We start from the raw sequence: 18894 nt of genomic DNA, 5'->3' as shown, positions 1-18894 counted from the left end.
AAATACGATTATGTTTGAAAATAAAGTAACTCTACAATATAGAAAAATCCTATTCATTATTGTAGGGCTTTTTTGCTGTACCCCTATTGTAGATGCACCAGAGGCATTATTTATAGGGTTTGTTTTCAGTATGCTGCTAGGGCACCCATTTATGAAGCACAATGGTAAACTTACGAAATTTTTATTGCAGTATTCCATTATAGGCTTAGGATTTGGAATGAATATTATTGAAGCAGCTAAAGCAGGGAAACAAGGCTTATTATTTACCATTGTATCTATTGCTACGACTTTGATATTAGGCTATTTCTTAGGAAAATGGCTTAGAGTGCCACAAAAGACCAGTACTTTGATTTCCTCTGGAACAGCCATCTGTGGTGGAAGTGCTATTGCAGCGGTAGCCCCCGTTATAGACTCTGATGACAATGAAACTTCCGTAGCGCTAGCCAGTATATTTATTTTAAACTCATTGGCATTATTTATTTTTCCATTGGTAGGACATTGGCTTGAGATGAGCCAAGCAGACTTTGGTTTGTGGTCTGCCATAGCTATTCATGATACCAGTTCAGTCGTTGGAGCAGCACAGAAATATGGTAATGAGGCTCTTAAAATTGCGACTACTATTAAGTTGGAACGGGCGTTATGGATTATTCCATTATCGCTAGGATACGCTTTCTTGGGGCGTCAGCAGCAAAAAACTAGAGATAAAAATCTGCCTAAACCAAAAATTAAAATTCCTTATTTTATATTTGGATTTGTAGTAGCCATGTTGATTAATACCTTCGTCCCAGCCATGACAGAATTTAATCAACTGATTGTAATACTCTCCAAAAGAGGATTAACCCTGACTTTATTTCTTATCGGTGCAGGACTAAGTTTAAAGGCATTAAAAACCGTAGGTATAAAACCATTGCTACAAGCGGTATTGCTGTGGCTGTTTATTTCTATCAGTGCTTTATATGTAATCTTAAGTAGGTAAATGACAGTCTCTAAAGCTACTATATGTTAATTAGATGCAAAAATAATCTGTTATTTTGCTAAATCAAAACCGCCCAGTTATCAAAATTTTGATAACTGGGCGGTTTAATTAAGTTTAAAATTTATTATTTAAAATCTGCATCACTAGCTTTATTAACTTCGTAGCTTTTAACTTCAAAAGTAATGTCCATACCAGACATATTTTGTGAGATTTTAAATGGTAGTTTTACTCCAGATACTTCTTTATAATCAGAATATACTGTTGGGATGGTCATTTCTTTATCGCCCATTTTCTCCGTTTTATTTTCTCCGATTTTAAGCCCAGATTTTACACTATAAAAATAAGTAGTTTTCCCAGATTTTACAGCATAAGCATCTTCACCATTGATTTGTTCAATACCTTTTAACGCATAATCACCACCATCAGCAAAGTTTAACTCTGGGAAGATTTCTTTACTTTTAGCCGCTTCTTTTTTCGCTTCCTCTGGCATTGGTATTTTTTGACCTTGAGCCATGATGTAGCCGTCTGTTCCGTTAAATACAATCTTTTGCATAGTGTTTCCCATCATTTTCATATCCATCATCATTTTTCCACCTTTAGCTTGTACCAAGGTCATTTCTAGAGGCATACCTTGCACTGTGGCAGAGGCATTGGTTGTTAAAGTATTTACTTTTTCAATATTAGCTTTTCCACCGATAGCATCTATGTACCTTTTCCCGATACTGGCTACATTTACATCAGCAGCTACTTTTTGGGCGGTAGGCTTTTGGATTGGATTGGCATAGGCATCGTAATACTTTACAGTATAACCTAATTTTTCTAGGCCATCAGCAATATCCGTTGCTTTTCCTGTTACTACAATTCTAGATTGGTTCGGCAGAATATTTTCTTTTACTACTTTTGCAACTTGTGCTCCAGTAACATTATCAATAGATTTTAGATAGTTGGTATAGAAATCTTTTGGCAAATCCTGAATTTTTTGTTGTAATGCAAATCTTGCAATGGTTTCAGGTTTTTCTAGAGACATAATAAAGCTACCTTTCATCTTAGCTTTGGTTCGCTTTAGCTCTTCTGGTGTTACCATGGCAATGCCATTTAATTCTTTCATAAACTCCATTACAGCTTTATCTGTAACTTCATTTCTTACGCTAGCCTCTGCAGAAAATTTAGGAGAGTATTTACTAGTTGAAAGTGATGAGTATGCCCCATAAGTAAAGCCGTTTTTCTCTCTTAAGTTCATGAATAGCCTTGCCTCACCACCACCACCAAGTATGTAGTTAGCCATAGAACCAGCAAAATATAAAGGATCTTTCATCTTGAGGTTAGAAATATTGTTCACCTCAATGATAGATTGTACCGCGTTTGGCACATTAACTACATTAATCTCTGTTTTAGCAACATTTTTGGCTGGAGTAGGAGCAGTGATTTTAACACCAGATTTTTTCCAAGCACTAAATTCTTTTTTTACTTGGCGCTTCACCTCTTCAAATTTTACATCTCCCACAATAACTAGGTAAGCATTATCTGGAGCGTAGTATTTTTTATAGAAATCTTGTACATCTTTCAGTTGAATTTTCTTGATGCTTTCTTCTGTTTCAAACTCACCTCTAGCTGTGTTTTTACCATATGTTAAAGCATCAGATACTTTATTTGCAATAGCATTAGCGTTTTTCTCATCTGCTTTTAGAGATTCTAGCGTTCTTTCTTTAGATTTTTGAACTTCCTCTGCCGAAAATTTAGGATTAATAATGGCATCTGACATTAAAGTCATGATTTGAGGAAAATATTTAGAAAGTGAATTGGCATAAGCACCACTACTGCTAAATCCTAATCTAGCACCAAGGAAATCTACTTTTTTATTAAAGTCTTCCTTGCTCATGGAGGTTGTTCCAGTACCTAACTGGTCTGCCATAATTCCACTGATACCAACTAAATCGCCTTCGTAGATTGGTGGGTGGTCCATAGACAAACTTACATTCACTCTCGGTAGTTTATGGTTTTCTACCACCATTACAGTAAGTCCGTTTTTAAGGGTAAAGGTTTTTGGCTGAGCAATGTTTATCGTTGGGGTAGGACCTGGCTTTGGCATTGCGTTAAGGTCTATTTTTTGTGCAGATATCATTCCTGAAATTAAGAATGCAGCAGCGATATATTTTAAATTTTTCATGATTCAATATTATTTTTTCTGTGGCATATAGTTGATGGTAACTCTTTGGTTAGGATTAAGATATTTCTTAGCTGCTTCTCTTAAATCCTCTCTCGTAATAGAACGGTAGATGTCTATTTCCTTATTGATAAGGTTGGTATCTCCTTTTAGTACATGACTATCTGCCAATGAATGGGCAATTCCTTCAATGGAAGAGTTAGAATTTACAAATTGATTTTCGTACTGATTTTGAAGTTTTTGATAATCTTCTTCAGAAATTAAATTCGTTTGAAGTTTTTTCACTTCAGCATTGATATCTTTTTCTAAAGTATCTCTAGAAGTGTCCCCCATAGGCAAAGCAAAAAATGCAAATGCACCATAGTCTTCCATACCAATATTTGCAGCTTGTACTTGTAGGGCTTTTTTATCTTCATCTACTAATTTTTTATAAAGTACAGAAGATTTACCACCACTGAGATAAGTACCTAGCATATCTAGTACATAGGCATCTTTGATCTTGTTAGAAGGCGTTCTATAAGCAAAAATATAAGCAGGAATTTGGATATTATTATCGTATACCGTTACTTCTTCAGGTTTGGTAATAGGCGTTTCCATTTTATAGTTACGCTTTATTTCTGCACCTTTTGGAATAGAACCGTAGTATTCGCTAATCCACTTTTTAGTTTGCTCTGGCTGGATGTTTCCTGCTACTACCAATGTAGCGTTATTAGGTACATAATATTTTTTAAAGAAATTTTGAAACTCATCTAGTTTTGCAGAGTTAAGGTCTTCCATAGAACCAATCGTAGTTCCCTTATAAGGATGGTTTTTAAATAGTGCTTTTAGGATACTATCGAAAAGGTTACCATAAGGCTGGTTGTCCATTCTCATTCTTTTTTCCTCTTTTACTACCTCTCTCTGAGTATCTACGCCTATTTGGTTGATTACCGGATGTCTCATTCTTTCTGCCTCCATCCAAAGTCCTAGTTGTTCGTTATTAGATGGGAAAGTTTCATAGTAATAAGTACGGTCACCAGTGGTATTGGCGTTGTTGCTTCCTCCATTAGAAGTTACAACTTTAAACCAATCTCCTCTTTTGATGTTTGGGGTACCTTCAAATAAAAGGTGCTCAAAAAAGTGTGCAAAGCCTGTTCTACCTTCTTGCTCATCTTTAGCCCCTACATGGTACATTACGGAAGTTGTAACGACAGGAACTGAGTTGTCTTGATGAAGAATCACATGCAATCCATTAGGAAGGTCATATTCTTCAAATTTAATTTGTTGTGCATTTAGCCAAGACCCTATAAAAGCGGCAATGGCTAAAGAAAAAAATCTTTTTTTCATTATATAAGTATTTGTTTTAAAATATTAGTTGATGTAATATAGAATTTGTTACAAATTTAAGCAATTTTATTTTTTTGCAGAGGCTTAAAAACGAAAAAACCACTTCTTAATTGAAGTGGTTTTAATATATTAAATGTTAGACGAGATTATTTCCCTTCTTCCATTTTCTTTTTCAATTCTGCTAAAGCATCGATATCTCCAAGCGTTGACTTTTCTTCTGATGAAGAAGACACTTTAGAAGCAGATTCTTTTACATTCTTTCTTTCTTCTTCACGGAAAAGACCAGTGTGAGAAACGACTACTCTTTTGAACTCTTTGTTGAATTCAATTACTTTAAATTCAGCTTCTTCTCCTTTTTTGATTTTAGAACCGTCTTCTTTTTCTAATAATCTAGAAGGGCAGAATGCTTCTACTTCAGCATCTTCAAACTTCACTTGAGCACCTTTATCGAATACATCAGTAGCAGTACCAGTGTGTACAGTACCTTCTGCATACTTAGTTTCGAATTTATCCCAAGGGTTGTCTGTTAATTGCTTGTGTCCAAGAGATAATCTTCTAGCATCTACATCTAGTTCAAGAACAACAACATCTAATTTGTCGCCTACGCTACAGAATTCAGATGGGTGCTTGATTTTCTTAGTCCAAGAAAGGTCAGAGATATAGATTAATCCGTCGATACCTTCTTCAAGCTCTACGAATACACCAAAGTTAGTAAAGTTTCTTACAGTACCTGTGTGCTTAGAACCTACTGGGTATTTATCTTGGATATTAGTCCATGGGTCTTCAGATAATTGCTTCATACCAAGAGAAATTTTTCTCTCCTCTTTGTCTAAAGTCAATACTTGAGCTTCTACTTCGTCTCCAACTTTTACGAAATCTCCAGCACTTCTTAAATGAGTACTCCAAGACATTTCAGATACATGGATTAAGCCTTCTACACCTGGCGCAACTTCTACAAATGCACCATAGTCAGCAAGAACTACCACTTTACCTTTTACTTTATCACCCACTTTCATATTCTCATCTAGAGAATCCCATGGATGTGGTTCCAATTGCTTGATACCTAATTGGATTCTAGTTTTATCTTCATCAAAGTCTAGGATTACCACTTTAATAGTTTGTCCATCTTCTAGAACTTCAGAAGGATGGTTCACTCTAGACCAAGATAAGTCGGTGATATGTACTAATCCATCTACGCCACCAAGGTCAACGAATACTCCGTAAGAAGTAATGTTTTTAACGGTTCCTTCAAGAACTTGACCTTTTTCAAGCTGAGCGATGATTTCTTTTTTCTGATCTTCAATATCCGCTTCGATAAGTGCTTTGTGAGATACCACCACATTTTTGAATTCTGGGTTGATTTTTACCACTTTGAACTCCATAGTTTTACCTACATACTGATCGTAGTCTTTAATAGGCTTCACATCAATCTGAGACCCTGGTAAGAATGCTTCGATACCGAATACATCTACAATCATACCACCTTTAGTTCTAGATTTTACATAGCCATTTACTACTTCTCCAGTTTCGTGGAAGTGGTTCACTTTATCCCATGCTTTAAGCATTCTTGCTTTTTTGTGAGATAATTGAAGCTGACCATTTTTGTCCTCTCTTCTGTCTACCATTACTTCTACTTCGTCTCCAACTTTTAGATCAGAGTTGTAACGGAATTCATTTAGAGAGATTACTCCTTCCGACTTAAAGTCGATATCTACGATAGCCTCTTTGTCTGTTAATCTTACGACTTTACCAACGATTACATCGTCTTCTTCTAAGTCGCTTAGAGAGCCTTTGTAGATTTCCTCTAGTTCTTTTTTTTCGCTTCTGTCTTCTGCGTTAAGACCTGATTCAAAAGAATCCCAATCAAAGTTTTCAGGAGCTACATTTTGGTTCATTAGAACCTCTTCTTGTTGTTTTGTCTGTTCTGACATAATTAAAAATTTGTATCCAAAACGCACATTTTTTTGAGCTAAAACGGAAAATGGGTTTTGAAGATGTTAGTTATTTTGGGTTAATACTTTTGCTCAAATCATCCGTAAAAAGTGGTGCAAATATACTGTTTTTTTTCTGACTGACAATGAGAAAATTAAGTTTTTTAAAATCTTGAAACCTATTGATGGTTAGAGGTTTAATTTACTCAGGTTAAAGAAAGGATTGATCGAAAGAAAACGGTAGTAAATCTCTGATACATTTGGTTTTGTAGATTTCGCCTTCTACCGATGCAAAATAGATTTCTATTGGTGTTTTTTGTTTAGCTTCATACTCTAGAATGCTTTGTCTACAGGAACCACATGGTGGAATAGCGGTAGAAGTAATAGCATCTTTTGGCGCTCCAATTACAAAAAGTTTTTTTATTTCTACATTAGGATAGTTAGCAGAAGCCCAATAAATTGTAGTTCTTTCGGCACAAAGTCCAGAAGGGTAGGCTGCATTTTCTTGGTTACTTCCAGATATAATTTCGCCATTCTCTAACAAAATAGCACAACCAACCAAAAATTGCGAGTAAGGTGCATAGGCGTTGGCTCTTGCTTCTTTAGCTGCTTTAAAGAGTTGTTGCTCAATATCGTTTAATGTGTGTTCGTTTTCAAAAACTTCGAAATCGATTTGAAATGTCTTCTGCATTGTAAGATTTAATAAATAGGCTGTAAAATTAATTCTTTTTTAATAGATGTACAAATTTAATCTTCTTGTAAATACCATTTCATTTTTTCTAAATATTGAGGCTTAGGGTTAATGAATTTTAAAATCTTTTTATCATCAGGGTAAGAAATTCGATAATAGATGATTTTATCCGCATAATATTTAAAATAAGGGTGTTTTTTTAACCAGTCTTCGGGTGCTGTTGCGAGTTTATATTTCTTGACTTTGGTTTCATCGAATGGACAAGTTAAAATTAATTTATGAGCTAAGTTTTTATCAATATGATAGGTGTCAAAAATTTGGTTAGGCTTGGCAAAACCACCTAAAATTTTACGAAATCCAAGATAACTTTTAGCGGCTTTTGGTGAAAATCCAAATTCAATAAGTTGGTCGTAAGTGATTTCATTAATACCCACCTTTGAAAAGTCGGTAACCACTTTGGGGGCTTGTGGTACCTCTGTTTTTATCATTTCTTTTGTACTAGTAATTGGGTTTAACTGAATATAAGGTTTTAATTCTGAGAATTTTTCATCCGAAATTACAAAACACTTTTGTAGGTCTTCCAAAGTTTTAATTTGCCCTTTTAGTTGGTAGTTTTTATATTTCAAAATCACTTGGGCTTGCTTTTCGGAAAACCCTAAAGCCTGCCATCCTTCTAAGCTTAGTTGATTAGGGTCAAAAGGTTGATAATTAATTCTTTGCTTTTTAAATTGAGGATTATTACTTTTTTTATAATTTGTATCATGCTCAGGGATTTTATCTGGCAATATAAGATAAGGCTCTAATTTGCGGTAATGTTCTGGGCTAAGGGTATAGCATTCCTTGAGTTTTTCTTTACTGATAAAACTGCCACCCAGATAGTTTTTATATTTAATAAAAGACTGGGCTTGTTTTTCCGAAAACCCTAATGCCATCCAATCTTTCACTTGATAATGGTCTGGGTTAAATGCTTGATGCACTTTTATACCATATTCTTTCTGTGGATAGGTGCTATAGGACTTTGAGTGATGTTCTTCTGGTAGTTGAATGTATGGGCTAAGTGTTTCAAATTTTTCTGTTGAAATGGCATAACATTTTGCCAATTGTGCTTTGGATTGGAATGTACCGCCCACCACATCTTTATATTTCAAAATGGTTTGGACTTGTTTTTCTGAAAACCCTAAGTTTTTCCAGTCTTCTGCATTGAGTTCATTTGGATTGAACGGGGTTAAGTTTAATGGTTGAGTTTCCTGTGGTTCTGTTACGAATGTGACTTTGGGTACTTCGGTAGTTTGATAGATTTTGTAAAAATAAAAGAATATTTGAAGTACTAAAATCAAAAGCCCAATAGTACCCCAACCTATAAGTTGTTTCTTATAGATTTTAAAAGGCAGTTGTGGACCTTTGGGTTTCATATCATTACATTTTAAGTTGGATCTTTTTCCATCAAGGCCTCTTTCAGTTTTAGCAACTCAGATTTTACATATTCTAAGCGATCAATAATTTCTATCGTTTCGCCAATCGTTTCATTGGTAGTTAGTGCAATTTTAGCACCATCTAAAGTGTAGCCTTTTTCTTTGGTTAGATGATAAATCATCTTTAGGTTTTCTATATCTTTAGGGGTAAAATACCGATTCCCTTTCTTGTTTTTTTTAGGCTTAAGAATAGGAAACTCTTTTTCCCAAAAGCGTAGGGTAGAGGTATTAACATCAAATGCTTTAGCAACTTCTCCAATGGAATAATATAATTTTTCTGGCAAATTGAGTTTCATTCGTAAATCTATTGATTACAAATATAATAATAATTTTGATATTATGCTAAATCTAACCTATGAAATCTTCAAAAGATATTAAAACTAAAAGTTAAAACTTCATGTCTCAAATTCAGATTTATATACTTATTAGACCTTCAAGAAAAAATATTGAAGATTAATTCCCCATTCCTATTTTATTTCTTAATTTCTCTTTCTCACAAGAGTTCCACTCATTTTTTAAAATACTCAGGATCATACTATCTCTTCTGGTTCCGTCGGGTTTATACATATTACTTCTAAGGATGCCTTCTTCTGTGCAGCCGAGACTTTTGATAGCATTTATACTTCTAATATTATCTTTATCTGCTCTAAACTGAATTCTTTCCATTACTAATTTTTCAAAAGTAAACTCGAACAGTAAATATTTGCAGTTTTTGTTGAGCCCAGTTCCTTGAAAGTCTTTGCCGTACCAAGTAAAGCCTATATCACATGTTTTGTGAATAAAATTGATATCATACAATCTTGTACATCCTGCATAAGCCTGACTTTGCTTGTCATAAACGCTGAAAGCATAAGAGATTCCATTTTCTCTATCAGCGATGGCTTTTGCGATGTATTCGGTTAGTTTTTCTTTGGTGTTGAGTCTGCTTAAGGTGTAATTCCATAATTCGGGTTCGTTAATGGCAATGTCCACTAGATGATTTACATCTTCTATGGATAAAGGTTTTAGCAATACTCTAGAATTTTCTAAGTAATATTCTTTTTGTAACATTATTTCCATTGTCTTGATAGTAAGTTTATACATTTTTGTGGCTGATGTTGTTCTTTAGTTCATTCGGTTAAGTAAATTAGTAAATCACGGTGGATGTCTATGATTGGGGGGGGCATCTTTTACTTCTATAAGTTATTTTATTGTTCTGATGGGTTTTAATTTAAAAAAGACCTTTGCAAAGATATGAAAGGCCTTTTAAATGGGTTTTAAATGATTTTTTAACTTCTTACGAATTTGCCGATGCTTTCCAGTAGCTGTGGGCGGTCTTCCAGAGCAATTTTAGCTACGGCGTAGAACTCTCGCACCCAATCGGAAAGCTCGGCAAAGGCTTTGTTTTTCTGTTGAGTAGCGTTTTGGTTTTCGCCCTTTTCTTTTTCGTACTTGGCGCGTAGGTTTTCTACTTTTTCAATTTGTGCGACTTGGGTATCGACTGCCTCTTTGTTGATTTTAAACTTTTCTAATAAGGGGTTGGCTTCACTGTGGCTTTGGGCTTGCTGGTAAAAGGTTTTGATTTCTTGCATTGCTTTTAGGTAAGCGGCGGATAGGCTGCCATCGAGGGCGAGGGTTTTCCAAAGTTCGGGCTTTTTCATTAGGGCGACTTTGGCTACTTTTCGATGCTTGCTGTAGGCTTTCTTTAGGGTACTAAACGCATCGGAAAATTGGGCGTAGGCTTCTTTTTCTTCGGCGGTTTCTTGTTTGTTTTGGTCGTAGAGTTGTTGTGTGTGGTCGAATAGTGCTTTGCCTTCGGCGATTTTGGCATCGTCGTAGCCGTAGTCTACTAATTCGGTTTTTAAATCTTTTACCTCCTCTAAATTGGTAAATAAAACTCGGTAGTTTTCGAGGTACTGTAGTTCTGATAATTTTCTTGTTCTCATAGGATTTGGTTTTTAAAATTAGTATTGATGTAAATTTATGAAAAAAATTTAATATCTACTATAAACACACCTATTTCTATATTATTCTGAGTCGTTCTTGTGTTGCTCCGAGCCATTCTTGTGTTGCTCCGAGCCATTCTTGTGTTGCTCCGAGTCGTTCTTGCATTGCTCCGAGTCGTTCTTGCATTGCTCCGAGTCGTTCTTGCATTGCTCCGATTTGTTTATATATGTCCACAGATGATTGTAGAAAAAAGGTCTCCTGTTTGAGAGACCTTTTTTGTTTATTATATTTTCTAATAAGTGAAAGTTGCCCCTATACCGACTCCCATATCACTATCGTAATGTGTAGAGAGAGCAATGTTTCGGGTTATGATGTATTTGAAACTTGACATATATTCTTTGTCAGTATTTAGCATAAATGCCCATCTTAATCTTGGCGTAATTGGTATATCTTCTCGCTTTAGTTGGAAACGGATTTTCCCATCTTGGAATATCTCTCCTTGTAGGGTTATCAGCCAAGGCAAGATATATTCAGCTCCAATGCTTATTACGGCTCGTTGGTCTTTTGTATTGGCTTGACCGAATATATTCTTTTCGACTTCTCCGTCTTGTTTTCTGTATCTCCAATCAAAGCCAATGAATGGCATAAAGAATTGATTTTCGCCTATATACCGACCGATGTGTGTTTCTACTTCAAATCCGTGTTCTTTGTGATAGCCTAATCTCCATTCTGTACCTATACTCCAACGGGTATTTTGTATCATCATCATTCCATCGTTGCCATTGGTAGCAAAATCATTTTCAAACATAAAGTGAAATTGATTGCTTTCTTTTTGTAGTTTTTTATAAGCCCATTTTTTGTCGGGCAGATATGGGTTAGGTGCTTGGTCTTGGTAGGTAAATACTCTATTCATTCCTGACATCATGTGGTATAGGATATGGCAGTGAAAAAACCAATCGCCTTCTAAGTTTGCATTGAATTCAATAGTATCTGTTTCCATTGGTAGTATGTCTAAAACATTTTTGAGTGGTGCGTAGTCTCCTTGTCCATTGAGTAATCTAAAATCATGACCGTGTAGGTGCATAGGGTGTCGCATCATAGAATTATTATATAGTATGATTCTTACATTTTCTCCTTTCTTAATTAGTATTTTGTCTGATTCGGAAAGGACTTTATTATCCATACTCCATACATACCGATTCATATTTCCTGTTAATTCAAATCGTAATTCTCTTACGGGGGCATTTTTAGGAAGTGTGGTTGGGTTGGTGGCTTTTAGCATTCCGTAGTTTAAGGTGATGATATTTTCTGAGTTTTTGTGTGTATGGCTCGTGTGTTTTGATTTTTTTGTTGTTATCTCGGGGTACATCACGGTGTTCATATCCATTTTCTGATTACTCATATTCATTCCCATATCGTCCATACTGCCATCTAAATTCATCATATTATTCATCATTTTCATACCTTCAAAGTAATTGAGCTTTGGAAGTCTGTTTTCTAATTGGATTTTGCCGTTTCCGAGATAGATTGATGCAGAACCTGTACGGTCTTCGGGTGTAGCAAGAAGTTCGTAGGCTAAGCCCTCTTTTGGAATAGTAACTATAATGTCATAGGTTTCGGATACTCCAATGATGAGTCGGTCTACATCTATTGGCTCTACATCATTCCCGTCATTGGCTACTACTGTTATTTTACCTCCTGCATAGGTAAGCCAAAAGTATGATGATGCTCCTGCGTTAGCTATACGAAGTCGTACTTTATCTCCACTTTTTAGGTGTGATAGCCTGCTTTGCTTTAGTCCATTTATTAGAAAGGCATCATAATATACATCGCTTACATCCATTGCTAACATTCGTTTCCATTCGTTTTCTAATTTTGTTTTGAAGTGTCCTGCTTTTATTGCTTCTGAGTAGCTTTGTACAGAGCCTTTTTTAATTCCTCCCCAATCGTTGGCATTGTGTAGCATTCTATGTACATTTTCGGGTTTGATGTCTGTCCATTCACTTAAGATTATGGGAACTTGTGGTAAGTCATCGATTCCTTTTCTAAAGGTTGGGTCGCTTTCCCTTTTCTTTAATATTAGTGAGCCGTACATGCCTAATTGTTCTTGCATTCCACTATGGCTGTGATACCAATGTGTGCCATTTTGGGTGATGGGGAAACGATAGGTAAATGTATGGTTGGGTTCAATAGGCATTTGTGTAAGGTAGGGTACGCCATCTTCTTTATTTGGGACATATAAGCCATGCCAATGTAAGGAAGTACTTTCTTTTAGTTGATTGTGTACTACGATTTCTGCAATATCTCCTTCTGTAAAGGTGAGAGTAGGCATTGGAATTTGTCCGTTTACTGCAATTGCTCTTTTTTCTACACCTGAATAATTAACGATGGTGTCTGTAACTGTTAGTTCATAACGCACTACATTTTGCGCGTAAATGTTAGTGGTTATCATCAATAGTATTGCTACTATTGATAGTATTCTTTTATGTGCTTTATTATTCATTTTACTTTTATTTTTAGGTTAATTGAAATAACATGTATGCACTCATTACAATCATAAGTCCATCTTCAATTACTGTAATGGTACTCATAGGAAGATTGAAAACAGCTCCTAAACAAGCGCATTGAATTTTTTTCTTATCTAATAAAGATTGTACTACTCCTATAATACTTATAAGCATAATGATAAGCGCACTGCTATTGGTAATTATGGGGTTAAAATCAATAAGATAGGCAACTCCTAAGAGTAATTCTATGAAAGCATAGATATATGCCCAAATGGGAATTTTTTTTGCGACAATATCATACATCTGATAAGTATTGGCAAAGTCTTTTAGGTTTAACATTTTGAAGAAAGAAAAAACTAAAAAGAATCCTGCCATAAAATGACGCATCCATTCTAACGAGTCAATATTTTTGTTTTTGAGCTGAATGAGTAAAGTAACTCCAAAAATATAGGCAAAAATGAGTAGTATTGGTTTGTAAGTTTGTAACCATGATTTTACTTCTTCTGCTTTCTCTTTATGTTCTTCTGCAATGATATTGTATTTCGGTGCTAAACTTTCTTTTAATTTTGCCAATGGTATATGTTTGTCCATTGTAATAGTTGCTAAATTTTTTTCTTTGGATACTTCTACAGATATTACATTTTCTACCATTAACAAAGCTGATTTTACTTTAGCCTCACAACTTTCGCAGGTCATACCTGTAATTTTATATGTATGTTTCATTGTTTTTTGTTTTAGAGTAGGCGAAATGACCTTTCATTTCGCCCTCATTGTCTATTTGATTGTTTCTACTGTTTCTCCACATCTAAGCATTGTATTCCCATAATAGGGGTTTTGAATTACTTTTTCTGTGCTTAACCAATTTGCTCCTTTGCCTTTATTTGCCATAGGACAATGCTGATGATAGACGGGTACTTCATATTTTGCAGTCTTTAGCAATGAATATATATCATCTGAAAGTGAGATGAAGTGTATCCTCTGTGTTTGTATATCTTTGCTATTAGCTATACTTTTTGTCTGTGTCTTTAAGGCTTCCATTACTTTCATCCAAACTTTATGTATATCTGTTTGTAATTCACTCATTTTTATACTTTCTAATGATTTCCCTAATTCTTTAGCCTTAATGGACACTAATTCTTTATCTGATTCTATAAGGGCGTCTTTCAAATTGAAATAATTATCAAACACTGCTTTCAAATCATTCTGTTTGATATTTTTCTTCTCTGAATGGTGCTCTGAGTGATTTGAATTATTGTAACTAAAGTTTTTTGCACGATTGTATTGGCAACAGTTTGGTAAATTGTCATAAGCCTGATTGGGTGATAGAAATTGCTCGTTATCATACCCTGATAAAGCAATTCTTTTTAATATTTCGCTCTCATTTGTTTTTAAACTGTCATAGGAAATAGTAGCTATTTTGGTTTCTTTGTTCCAATCTATAAAGATTTCTCTCTTTTTATTTCCTGCTTTTTCTATTCTGCTTTTACACATTTCACAATTTCCATAAACTTTTACAGTTGTTGTCTTTTTATTTTTTATATTTTGTGCATAGCATACTGCGTTGGATAGCATTAGTAATGCTACCAAAGATTTAATTATTGGTTTCATTTTTTTAATTTTAAAATTATTATATAAGTTATTGTCTACAAATGAAGATTTATTTGTAGTGAACAGGATATACCTATGGCTGTATAGATAGGTTTTAACTTATATTTTGGGTGGTTGCCAAATGGGAAGATAAACAGGTTCAGGCATATTATTATGATATGCCCAATTTGTTTCTTTTGTATAAATAACTACCGAGTTTAAAGGGGTAGTAAAATTGTTAATAGGGATAGAAATATTTACCGATGCAGGACAATGACAATTATTATTACAACTGCCATTACAATGGTTTGTGTTGTTATCATTATCGTGCGAATCACAAGATTGTTTGTTAGCTGATTCGCTGGAATTTATATGACACGGAATTTCACTTTTAGTTGGGGTAATATTATTACATGCCGATAACCTATTCAAAGGAATAGTCATTAGAAAAATTATAAGTATGTAATATATTTTTTTCATAAAAGCGGAACAAAGGTACAACTTATTTATTCAAATAACCAAGTTCTTACTGAAATTATTCTTTGTGAAATTGTAAATTTCTTTCGTTGTTTTTTTCGGTGCTACGCGTGAGGGCGGAGGGCATTGTTGGAACTCTCTCGGGCTTTCCTAAAAAAGCCCGAGAAGTGACTGCCCGTAGACCGACGCTCTGCCTTTTCCTAAAAAAAAGGCAGAGAGGCACGCCCAAAAAATAATGGACAATGAACAAGGGACAATTGAGAATGTATAGTGAAAAACAAAACGCAAAAAACCACCTCAGAGTGAGATGGTTTTTGGGTATTAATCAAAAGTATTTGTTTATTTCTTTACATCAAAGCGGTCGGCGTCCATTACTTTTACCCACGCTTTTACGAAGTCTTTTACAAATTTTTCTTTGTTGTCGTCTTGGGCGTAAACTTCGGCGTATGAACGCAATATCGAGTTGGAACCAAATACCAAATCTACGCGAGTGGCTGTCCATTTAGTTTGTCCGGTCTTACGGTCTACGATGTCGTAAAGGTTTTTGCCGGTTGGGTTCCACTTGTTGTTCATATCGGTGAGGTTTACGAAGAAATCGTTGGTTAAAACGCCTTCTCTGTCGGTAAACACACCATGTTTTGTTCCGCCGTGATTGGTGCCTAAGACACGCATTCCGTCGATAAGTACGGTCATTTCTGGTGCGGTTAAGCCCATCAATTGGGTACGGTCGAGCAACATTTCTTCTGGGGTTACCACATAGTTTTTCTTTACCCAATTGCGGTATCCGTCGTGCAATGGCTCTAAGTACTCGAATGATTCTTCGTCGGTCATCTCTGCCGTAGCATCGCCACGACCTGGTGTGAATGGTACTTCTACCTCTACGCCTGCCTCTTTTGCAGCTTGCTCTACTGCCGCAGAACCTCCCAATACGATAAGGTCGGCAATGCTTATTTTTTTGCTCAATGAAGACTGGATTTGCTCCAAAGTGTTCAATACTTTGTTCAATCTTTCTGGCTCGTTGCCTTCCCAACTTCTTTGGGGTTCTAAACGGATTCTCGCTCCATTGGCTCCTCCTCTGTAATCCGAACCTCTGAAAGTTCTGGCACTATCCCAAGCGGTATTAATCAACTCGGTACGCGTAAGTCCGCTGTTTAATAATTTTTCTTTTAATTCCTTGATTTCCTCAGCACTAAGGGTGTAATCTACCGTAGGAATTGGGTCTTGCCAAATCAAATCTTCTTGTGGTACATCTGCACCTAAATAACGGCTTTTTGGACCTAAATCTCTATGCGTTAATTTGAACCAAGCACGGGCAAATACCTCTGAGAAATAGTCAAAATCGTTGTAGAATTTCTCAGCAATGGCACGGTAAGTAGGGTCTACTTTCATCGCCATATCGGCATCGGTCATCATTGGATTTCTGCGTACGCTTGGGTTGAAAGCGTCCACTGGTTTTTTCTCTTCTGGTAGATTGATAGGCTCCCATTGGTGGGCTCCCGCTGGACTTTTGGTCAATTGCCATTCGTAGTTCAATAGTAAATCCAAATACCCATTATCCCATTGGGTTGGGTTGGTTGTCCAAGCACCTTCTAATCCGCTGGTTACAGTATCTTCTGCGTTTCCTTTTCCGTTAGGGTTCATCCAACCGAAACCTTGGTCGGTTACACCTGCTGCTTCTGGTTCTGGGTGTAAGGCTCCTGCATCACCGTTTCCGTGACATTTTCCTACGGTGTGTCCTCCTACGGTTAAGGCTACGGTTTCCTCATCGTTCATCGCCATTCGTTTGAAGGTTTCACGCACATCGTGAGCGGTACGCTGTGGGTCTGGTTTTCCGTCCACACCTTCTGGGTTTACATAAATCAATCCCATCATTACAGCTGCCAATGGATTCTCCAAGTCGCGTTGTCCTGAATATCTCGTTCCTTCGCTTCCTGAGGGCGCTAACCATTCGCGCTCGCTTCCCCAATAAATATCTTTTTCTGGGTGCCAAATGTCTTCGCGACCTCCTGCAAATCCGAAAGTTTTTAAGCCCATTGATTCATACGCCATATTTCCGGCTAAAATCATCAAATCTGCCCAAGATAATTTATTTCCGTATTTCTTTTTGATTGGCCAAAGTAATCTTCTTGCTTTATCCAAGTTGGCGTTATCAGGCCAAGAGTTCAAGGGTGCAAAACGCTGGTTTCCTGTTGCTGCTCCACCGCGACCATCTGCTACACGATAAGTTCCTGCTGAGTGCCACGCCATACGAATCATCAATCCGCCATAGTGTCCCCAATCGGCTGGCCACCAATCTTGACTGTCGGTCATTAGGTTTCTCAAATCGTTTTTAACGGCTTCTAAATCCAATTTTTTGAATTCTTCGGCATAGTTGAAATCCTCTCCTAATGGATTGGTCTTTTTGTCGTGCTGGTGTAAGATGTCAAAATTCAATGATTTTGGTCATCATTCCATTACGCTGTCGCCTGCTTCTGTGTTCGCTCCGTGTGCTACGGGACATTTGCCCATCGCTTGTGTGTGGGCAGGTGTGGTTTTCTTAGCCGATGCATTCGGATGGTTATCATTTTGCTCGGGTGTTTTGCCCTCATGGTATTTTGATTGTTCTTGATTATCCATATTCACATTTTTTATGTTAAATTTTTCTCTTGCAAAGATAATGTGTATATTTGATTTATAAAAACGATAGTTTAGATATTAATATTGATAAAATAGATGAATACAAGACAATTTGATTATATATTGGCGATAGATGAATTTAAAAGTTTTGGTGAGGCGGCTGACCGATGTTTTATTACACAATCTACACTGAGTACCATGGTTAAGCGATTTGAAGATGAAATAGGCATCAACATTTTTGATCGGAAAACCAAACCTATTACTACCACCAAAGAAGGAAGACTCCTCATTGACCAAATTAAAATTATTCGTCGAGAAATAAAGGTTTTGGACGAGTTGACTTTACAAATAAAAGGGGAAGTATCAGGTGAGTTGATTATTGGGATTATCCCTACCGTGGCTCCTTATTTATTGCCCTTGTTTTTAGGGGATTTTTCAAATCAATTTCCAAATATCAACATTATCGTAGAAGAAATGATGACCCATGATATTCAAAAATCACTTAAAAATGGTAGTATAGACATTGGCATTATCGCTATTCCGATTCACGATAGCGAATTGATAGAAACCGAAATTTATCAAGAACCTTTTTTATTGTTTGATTGTCATTCTGAAACTATTCCTCAACAGGTGGATATAACAGAGGTAGATTATGATAATTTTATCCTGCTACAAGATGGGCATTGCTTAAGGATGCAAGTAGAACAAATTTGTCAACTTTCTAAAAATAAATCGCAGGGGATGCATAATTTACAATTTAAAGCGGGGTCAATCGATAGCCTGATTAGATTTACTAAGGCTAACAAAGGGGTAACGATTCTACCGTATCTTTCAACTTTGGATTTAAGGGCAGAAGATAAAGCCCGTTTGGCTCAGTTTAACCCACCTTATCCAGTTCGTTCGATTGGGGTGGTAACCCACCAGCATTTTGTAAAGAAAAAAGTACTAAAAGCTTTAATCCAAACGATGGCTAAAAGTATTACATCAAAAATTCCAAAAACTTCAGAGATGAATATTGTAAAGCCTTATATTTAGAGTGATAATTCAAAAATAATACTTTGGGCTTTTTCAACATCTTGATGTTGTACCACCCAAACAAATGGGCATTACTACAGCATTATTTACATATTCGTTTCGGATGCTAATTTGGACTTTACAATTGCTACTTCGTATAAAATAAGTATATTCAAAAACTTTAAAAAAAATATAAAGATTTTACCA

At 35.9% G+C, this 18894-nt stretch carries 14 protein-coding genes and 1 pseudogene; 2 read left to right on the top strand and 13 right to left on the bottom strand.

Annotation, left to right across the window (positions count from 1 at the left end):
- Nucleotides 1-10: 10 nt before the first annotated feature.
- Nucleotides 11-976, top strand: coding sequence for a YeiH family protein (locus C237_RS0100800; RefSeq protein ID WP_018674581.1), 966 nt, complete (start codon nt 11-13; stop codon nt 974-976).
- Between the two features lie 124 nt (nt 977-1100).
- On the opposite strand, the gene C237_RS0100795 is transcribed toward C237_RS0100800, so the two are convergent.
- The 13 genes and pseudogenes from C237_RS0100795 to katG all read right to left on the bottom strand — a co-directional run bounded on the left by C237_RS0100795 (nt 1101) and on the right by katG (nt 17565).
- Nucleotides 1101-3143, bottom strand: coding sequence for a M16 family metallopeptidase (locus tag C237_RS0100795; protein ID WP_018674580.1), 2043 nt, complete (start codon nt 3141-3143; stop codon nt 1101-1103).
- Nucleotides 3144-3152: 9 nt separating this feature from the next.
- Nucleotides 3153-4466, bottom strand: coding sequence for a M16 family metallopeptidase (locus C237_RS0100790; RefSeq protein WP_018674579.1), 1314 nt, complete (start codon nt 4464-4466; stop codon nt 3153-3155).
- Between the two features lie 146 nt (nt 4467-4612).
- Complete coding sequence (gene rpsA, locus C237_RS0100785; RefSeq protein WP_018674578.1) at nt 4613-6397, bottom strand: 30S ribosomal protein S1; 1785 nt, start codon at nt 6395-6397, stop codon at nt 4613-4615.
- 211 nt (nt 6398-6608) lie between these two features.
- A complete protein-coding gene (gene cdd / locus C237_RS0100780; protein ID WP_018674577.1) occupies nt 6609-7088 on the bottom strand; it encodes a cytidine deaminase in 480 nt (159 codons plus the stop codon).
- Between the two features lie 56 nt (nt 7089-7144).
- On the bottom strand, nt 7145-8500 hold the full coding sequence (locus C237_RS0100775) for a ComEA family DNA-binding protein (protein ID WP_018674576.1): 1356 nt from the start codon (nt 8498-8500) through the stop codon (nt 7145-7147).
- 11 nt (nt 8501-8511) lie between these two features.
- A complete protein-coding gene (locus tag C237_RS0100770) occupies nt 8512-8856 on the bottom strand; it encodes a MerR family transcriptional regulator (protein WP_018674575.1) in 345 nt (114 codons plus the stop codon).
- 157 nt (nt 8857-9013) lie between these two features.
- Nucleotides 9014-9619 (bottom strand): GNAT family N-acetyltransferase, encoded by a 606-nt coding sequence (locus C237_RS0100765; protein WP_033398506.1) that lies wholly within the window; start codon nt 9617-9619, stop codon nt 9014-9016.
- Between the two features lie 209 nt (nt 9620-9828).
- Nucleotides 9829-10485, bottom strand: a complete 657-nt coding sequence (locus C237_RS0100760) for a PQLLE family protein (protein ID WP_018674573.1) — start codon at nt 10483-10485, stop codon at nt 9829-9831.
- A gap of 76 nt (nt 10486-10561) precedes the next feature.
- Nucleotides 10562-10720, bottom strand: a complete 159-nt coding sequence (locus tag C237_RS14420) for a hypothetical protein (protein ID WP_018674572.1) — start codon at nt 10718-10720, stop codon at nt 10562-10564.
- 58 nt (nt 10721-10778) lie between these two features.
- Entirely contained in the window at nt 10779-12989 is a 2211-nt protein-coding gene (locus C237_RS0100750) for a multicopper oxidase family protein (RefSeq protein WP_018674571.1), read from the bottom strand.
- Nucleotides 12990-13002: 13 nt separating this feature from the next.
- Entirely contained in the window at nt 13003-13716 is a 714-nt protein-coding gene (locus tag C237_RS0100745) for a heavy-metal-associated domain-containing protein (protein WP_018674570.1), read from the bottom strand.
- A gap of 51 nt (nt 13717-13767) precedes the next feature.
- On the bottom strand, nt 13768-14601 hold the full coding sequence (locus C237_RS0100740) for a DUF3347 domain-containing protein (RefSeq protein ID WP_018674569.1): 834 nt from the start codon (nt 14599-14601) through the stop codon (nt 13768-13770).
- A 795-nt stretch (nt 14602-15396) separates the two neighbouring features.
- Nucleotides 15397-17565, bottom strand: a pseudogene (gene katG / locus C237_RS13550) (catalase/peroxidase HPI).
- 204 nt (nt 17566-17769) lie between these two features.
- Here katG and C237_RS0100730 point away from each other — a divergent pair.
- Nucleotides 17770-18708, top strand: a complete 939-nt coding sequence (locus tag C237_RS0100730) for a LysR substrate-binding domain-containing protein (RefSeq protein WP_018674566.1) — start codon at nt 17770-17772, stop codon at nt 18706-18708.
- Nucleotides 18709-18894: the final 186 nt, after the last annotated feature.

The sequence above is a fragment of the Riemerella columbina DSM 16469 genome, from assembly GCF_000374405.1.
Classification (GTDB): domain Bacteria; phylum Bacteroidota; class Bacteroidia; order Flavobacteriales; family Weeksellaceae; genus Riemerella; species Riemerella columbina.
This window is presented reverse-complemented; position numbering and strand designations above follow the sequence as displayed.